Source organism: Flectobacillus sp., assembly GCF_049240685.1.
Lineage (GTDB): Bacteria > Bacteroidota > Bacteroidia > Cytophagales > Spirosomataceae > Flectobacillus.
Genome location: NZ_JBMLSD010000454.1, coordinates 1 through 6,928 on the forward strand (window position 1 = coordinate 1; position 6,928 = coordinate 6,928).

Genomic DNA, 6,928 nt, shown 5'->3' on the forward strand with positions numbered 1-6,928 from the left:
CGTCTTAAGCTGATTAATCAAGTATTACAAAATCAAAAGAGCGGTCGAAAAAGGATATACACAAGGTATAACTAATTCTTCAATAAGTATGTGTGATAATGATGGGTTTTGAGTGTAATTTTATGATTACTAACATTTTATCTCATTAGTTTAGTTTCTCCAACTTAACATTAAATACTTATTTATTAAGATTTTCTATTGAACTCAATCTTTTTATCAGCGTCGTAGATGCGACAGAACTATCTTGAATTCTGTCGCACCTACGGCGCTCAAAAAAGGTTATTCTCAAAATTATTGCTACCAAACTGTGGCTCCCATGAAGCTTTTACAAAGGAAAATGTTATTAGTCAATAGCCTAATTACTGGACAAATTTGAAGATACTAGTTCAAGACTTAGTCTTGGACTCATTTTTTTAACAGTTTTAAACTGTTTTTAAACATTCATTGAAAAAGTCTAAATACTTTTTCTCTCTTTGTCTAGTAATCAGGTCAATAGCATATTGCTTATTTGAAGATATTCATAATCAGAAGGTTATATTCAAAATTCACCTCATATATACCATTAATTCAATCTTCCCAATTACTGATTAACTAATAACTTCCTTGAATGAAAAGATTATCAATAATCTGCTAATTTACTTTTCCAAATAATACCATTTTTACTTTCGAATTTATCGATATAGCCCCTTTCATAGAGATTTTCTAAGGTTTTTTCGGTGTCTTCAATTGATTTTTCACTTAAAAAAGAAAACTCTTTATTAGTCATCGTAGAAAAACAACTGAAAAGGAAAATCGGATCAGTATTCATTTTACGCTTTTTTGCTTCAGGAATCAATTCGTGAATAATATTTTCGAAATAATCATATTCTTGATACCCTTTCGCAATAATCGTCTTGTTGTCTTGATTCGTAAAAATAAGGGTAGGAAACATATCTACTTCCATGTTTTGCGCCAATACCAAATCATTTCTAAAGGCTTCTTGTGCCTTAGTTTCATAGTCTTTGATAAATTTCGCAGAATCTAAACCAACTTCAAAGGCAGCTTTTTCTAAATAACTTAAGTCTACAATATTCTTTTTTTCTAAGAACAACATTTCTTTTATTCTTCTCAAAAATAAAATGGCCAAATCTCCATCTTGCATCTGTGCTGCCTTAAAGGCAATCGACGGTGGATAAGACGAAGGTAAAGGGTCTTCGAGCCAAATATCGCCATCAAGTGGAATGCCGTGTATCATACAAACCTCCTCCCAATGTGAAGCCACATCAGATGGCTGCGTAATTGGACCTCTTTGATAATCTGTCCAAGAAGGCAATAGCCCTCCCATACGATAATCTATTTCAAAATATTCCCCATACTCAAGTTTAAGTCTTCGAAGCATTGGCTGTACCACCCAACAAGTTGAGCATACAGGATCTGTGAAGTACTGCACTTTCAAAGGTTTATTGGTTTGAACATCGCTTTCTTTTTTCGAAATCAGCGGTACTACCATCTTATCACCATCTATCTTTTCGGGATGCATGAATAATTCTTTAAGCTCTCGACCGAGATAGATATGTTTGGATATTTCATCCTTGCGAGCGGCATAGTATTGTTCAAATGCGAGTTCTGATTTTCCGATTTTTAAAATTAAATCACTTAGAATTTTGGCATCCAAGATGGCATTTGTAGTACCTGCACTCGTAAAAGGAAGCGCTAAGTGAGCCGCATCGCCAATTAAGACCACGTTTCTATCGTGAAAAGTTGGCAATAGGCCAAAATCTCGCGTATTCCAGATATAACTTGTAGAGAAATCATTGGAGGCCAGTAATTCATTTACAATTGGAGGAAAATCGCTCAATTGAAAATCACAAAAAGCCTTTAACTGCTCTGGAGAAGCATTTTCGCCACAATCTGCCTCTAATGAGTTGTATTGCATAAACCAAACAAAATCTGATGCCGAAACAGGAATCATCCCAAAGCTAATACCTCTGGTATCACTTTGAAATTTGGTAAAAACGTTTGGGAGCTTAGTGGTAAGGGCAGTATTTTGGCAAAGTCCAACTACTTCTTTTACTTCTACTTTTGTAAATTCTACTGGTTCAAATAGTTGATTTCTCACTGCTGAATTACTTCCATCAGCGCCAACAAAAATATCACCATATTCTATTTCACCATTAGTAAATTGGGCAGCTATGGCTTTGTTATTTTCATAAATAAAATGGGAGAAAACTCGACCTGTTTTGATAATTCCTTCTGGTACTAGTTGATTCAAAAAGGCAATCAAATCTTTTCGTTTGATACAACGCCAAAGGTTCAATTTTTGTCGTTTGATAGGCTCGCCCGTACTCTTATTGAAGTTAAACTCACCAATTTCTATCCCAGGGAGAGCCATCTTTTTGCCCTCGCTCAATTCCTCCAATATCGACCAGCCATCCAGATGCATCAAAAATGCATGCCCTCGGGTATGAAACTCGGTCATTTTTTCATTGATAGTTACCTCAATATTTTGTTTGTTCAACAAAAGGCCTAGTGACAAACCTGCCACTCCCCCACCAATTATTACAACTTTCATAAGTTATTAAGTGCGGTTTTTATATGATAAAGTGCGTTAGAAAGAATCTCATTTGAAGTAGCAAAACTTAACCTAATGTAGCCCTCTGCCTCCGAGCCAAACCATTGCGGCAAGCCAGGTACAATGGCCACTTTGGCAGTTTCAAGCAAATAAGCATGTATTTCGGCACTCGTTTTGCCTGTGCCTGTGATATCTGCAAATGCTACATAACATCCTTGAGGCGGGATTATACTCACCCCTTTGCTGGATGAAAGTTCAGCAACACATAAATCACGCATTTTTTGTAGGTGGCTAATAAACCCTTCCAGCCAGTATCCACATTCATTCAGTGCGGTAGTAACGGCAATTTGTCCCAAAACATTTGCACCGTGTACCGTAGATTGATGTAAGGATGCCTGAAATACCTTGTCAAAATGTGCCTGATTAAAGGCAAGTATCGAACCAATCCGTAGGCCTGCAAGACCGTAGGATTTGCTATACCCTGTTACAATGATAGTTTGTTGACGAATGGCCTCATCCAGACTAGCGATACTAGTGTAACAAAAAGGCTGGAACACGATATCACTCCAAATCTCATCGGATAAAATAATGAGGTTGTGCTTCACAGCTATCGTACCCAAAACATTCAACTCCTCCGCCGAAAAAACCTTTCCAGTTGGATTCAGTGGATTACAAAGACAAATCATTTTGGTCTTTGGTGTAATCAGCGCTTCTATTTCGGTAAAATCTACGGATTCTTTTCCAGAAGGAATTGAGTATGGGATGGCTATTGCACCTACTGTTTCAACAGAATATTTGAAAAGAAAGTCGACAGGATTAAAAATAATAGCTTCATCACCTTTACCTAAAAAGGCCTTACAAATCACATAAATTCCAAAAGCGGCGCTGTCTACAGGCATAGTGTAGGCAGGATTCGCTGGTACATTTCGTTTTTGTCTAAAAAATTGGGATACACTTTCCTTAAACTGGGGTAGTCCATCTGGAGGGCCATAACACAAATAGCGGTCTTTAATAAATTTAGTAAGGGATTCAGCTATTTCTGGTGCACTCGGGAAGTCAGGATCCGCGGCGGTAAGCGGTATAACTCCTTCAGGAACCGTAGCCCAGCGTAGGTTGTAGGCTCTCTCTTTGAGAACACCCACATTTACGGTTGAGTCATCAAACATAGAATAATTTAAAAAGGTATAATGTTTATTTTATGGGTTATTGGTAATCGAATTTACAACAATCTTTTATTTGTATGCTAAATATGTGAAATAAAAGTAGAAAAAACAATTTTATAAATGAAATATTCTTTCGTAATTATTCTCAAGTACTAAAATACTTGTGAAGTATTCTATCTGTGACAGCACCCAAAACCTTGAGGGAAAGAGGTCGAGGCAAAAGTTTTAAAAGATGCTTTCAATCATACACTCTGTATTTTACGAATTATACAAAGACCAAAGTAATCACAGCCCACACCAATACAGTATGAAACAGGATGCAAGTATTCGAGTATTTTATTAACTATGTATTCCAAAAAATCAAAAAAAACATAAAATAATGAAAGTTATAAGCATTATAAAAACTGGGTTTTGGCCGCTAAGTAAGCGTATCATCATGAATCTTCTTGTTGTATACTCTTTGGTTGGTGTGTGGAATTGTAATGCGCAAAGTTATAATACTTACAAACCCTGGGCTTATTGGTGGTGGATGGGCAGTGCTGTCGACGAAGCGGGTATTCGTAAAAATTTACAAGATTATGCTCAAGCGGGTTTTGGCGGTTTACATATTATCCCAATTTACGGGGTAAAAGGCAACGATGCCAACAATCTAGAATTCCTCAGTCCCCGATGGAATCAAATGCTTTCTTTTACCGTAAAAGAAGCAAAAAAACTAGGCTTAGGAATAGATATGACCATGGGTACAGGTTGGCCATTTGGTGGAAAACAAGTAACAGAAAACGAAGCAGCCAAATATTTTGAAATTACCACAGAAAATGGGAAAGCAAGTGTAAAAGTTTTACCGACCAAACAAAAGGTAAAACGTGCCGCCCCCGGAGGCGAAGGTTTTGTGCTCGACCACTTCAATAAGCAAGCACTCGAGCACTATATGAAGCCTTTTCAAACGCTATTCCAATCGTCCGAGTATGGGGTTCGTGCGCTTTACAACGACTCGTATGAGGTGTATGGAGCCAACTGGACCAATAATTTTTTGGAAGAATTTCAAAGAAGACGTGGATATGATTTAACTCCATATTTGGGTATTTTGTCGAAAATCGAAACCAAAGAGCTTTTCGAAAGAAGAATTTTTGGCGATTATAATGCTACAATTGCCGACTTATGCAGAGAAGCCTTTACCAAAACTTGGGCAGAAGGTGTAAGAAAAATGGGTAAAATTTCAAGAAACGAGGCTCATGGTTCACCCGGCAATATGCTCGACCTTTATGCCTTATCGGATGTTCCTGAAACTGAATACTTCGGGACAAAATATTTTGATATACCCAATTTTAGAAGAGACCCAAAATTTGAAGAAACCAGATACGGAGTTCCCGACCCGCTTGTGATTAAGTTTGCTAGTTCGGCTGCTAATACCGAAAATAAAAAATTGGTGGGCTCCGAAACTGCCACTTGGCTTGCCGACCACTTCAAGGTATCATTATCACAAGTAAAACCTATTATTGATGAATCGCTGACCTCGGGCATCAATCATATTTTTTATCATGGTGTGCCTTATTCTCCGCCACAAGAAGCTTTTCCGGGGTGGTTGTTTTATGCATCGACCAATTTTAATCAGCAAAGTCATTTTTGGAACGAATTACATTATTTAAACGAATATATTGCTCGCTGTCAGGCACTTTTACAAGAATCAAAGGCGCAAAATGATGTACTTCTGTACTTCCCTATTCATGACATTTGGCATGACGCAGGAGGTAAAGACCACATACATTTGTTATCTGTACATGCCAATGCTCAGGAACTTTTGTTCAATAACTCATTTGGACAAGTTGCTAAATTATTGCAAACCAAGGGTTTTAACTTTGACTATATTTCTGATTTACAATTGACTCAGTTAAAATATGTAAACGGAAAACTCCAGAGTCATGGAGGCACCACTTACAAAACCCTTTTGATACCTAAAACGCAGTTTTTACCAATAGAAACCTTAAAAGCTTTACAAGATTTACAAAAACAGGGCGCTCCAATTTTGTTTATTGACCAATTGCCTGCCAATACAGCTGGCCTTCATAATTGGGAATCGAACGAGACATTATTAGCCAAATTCAAGTCTAGTTTAAAGACCACCGAAATTTCTACCCTTCCCAATGCCTTAGCAAGTCTTGGAATTACCTCAGAGGAAATGGCAGGTAAAGGAATTTCTTTTATCAAAAAGAAAAATAACAAAGGTACTTTATACTTTATAAGTAATTTTTCTCAAAAATTTCAAGAAGGCAATTTATTATTAGGTGCTAAAGGCGAAGCAGCGGAGATATATGACCCGCTACATCAAACAAAAGAGTCTCTCTCACTAAACAAAAAGGGAGCTTATACCGAAATCAGATTAGCCCTTTTAGCTGGAGAAAGTAGATTTATTCAATTTTTTGATAAAAAATCTACCCAGACCATTACCAAAAATAAAACGACACAACCTACCCATAAAATAGAAATTAATGGCACTTGGAGTATAAACTTTTTGGAAGGACAACCATTTTTACCAAAATCTTATCAAACAACGAAACTAGACTCTTGGACAAGCGTTGGGGATTCAACTAACCAATATTTCACAGGAACTGCCCAGTATTCAATAGATTTTGAATGGAAATCTGTTAAAGAAAAAGTCATTTATTTGGACCTTGGCAATGTTCGAGAATCGGCGAAAGTGCGCTTAAATGGTCAAAATATAGGAACTCTTTGGTGCCTACCCTTCCGAATCGCAATTCCAACCAAGTTACTTAAAGAAAAAAATCATTTGGAAATCGAGGTAAAAAATCTTTCTGCCAATCGCATGAGATTTATCGACAAACAATCCCATAACTGGAAGAAATTCAAGGATATCAATATCGTGGATATCCAATACAAAGCCTTGGAGCCATCGACTTGGCCACCCGAACCTTCTGGTTTGTTGGAGCCAGTGCAAATTCTTTACTAGGAATCAGAAAATATTGCGGATGTAGGATTGGAGATTTTGGATTTTTACAAAATAGGATTGAGAAAATAGTCTATACTTCCAAAATCCAACATCCGATATTAGGGTTGTACCAAGGACTTTATGTTGTTCAAAAGCGTTCTTACTCATTAGTTTTTTTGATGTAGTGGCAACTCTTACAGTTGCCGCCTTCAAAATGACAACTGCAAGAGTTGCCACTATATCAATTTTATTTTAAAGACAACACTAATC

The 6,928-nt window shown here is 37.0% G+C and carries 3 protein-coding genes; 1 reads left to right on the plus strand and 2 read right to left on the minus strand.

The window, feature by feature from the left end; translation table 11 throughout:
- Nucleotides 1–619 precede the first annotated feature (619 nt).
- On the minus strand, nucleotides 620–2,551 hold the full coding sequence (locus tag ACOVQ4_RS20725) for a DsbA family protein (protein WP_421822513.1): 1,932 nt from the start codon (nucleotides 2,549–2,551) through the stop codon (nucleotides 620–622).
- Complete coding sequence (locus tag ACOVQ4_RS20730) at nucleotides 2,548–3,717, minus strand: pyridoxal phosphate-dependent aminotransferase (RefSeq protein WP_421822514.1); 1,170 nt, start codon at nucleotides 3,715–3,717, stop codon at nucleotides 2,548–2,550. Before ACOVQ4_RS20730 ends, ACOVQ4_RS20725 begins: the two co-directional genes overlap by 4 nt.
- A 433-nt stretch (nucleotides 3,718–4,150) precedes the next feature.
- Between ACOVQ4_RS20730 and ACOVQ4_RS20735 the strand changes: the two genes are divergently transcribed.
- Entirely contained in the window at nucleotides 4,151–6,679 is a 2,529-nt protein-coding gene (locus tag ACOVQ4_RS20735; protein ID WP_421822515.1) for a glycosyl hydrolase, read from the plus strand.
- The last annotated feature ends 249 nt before the right edge of the window (nucleotides 6,680–6,928 follow it).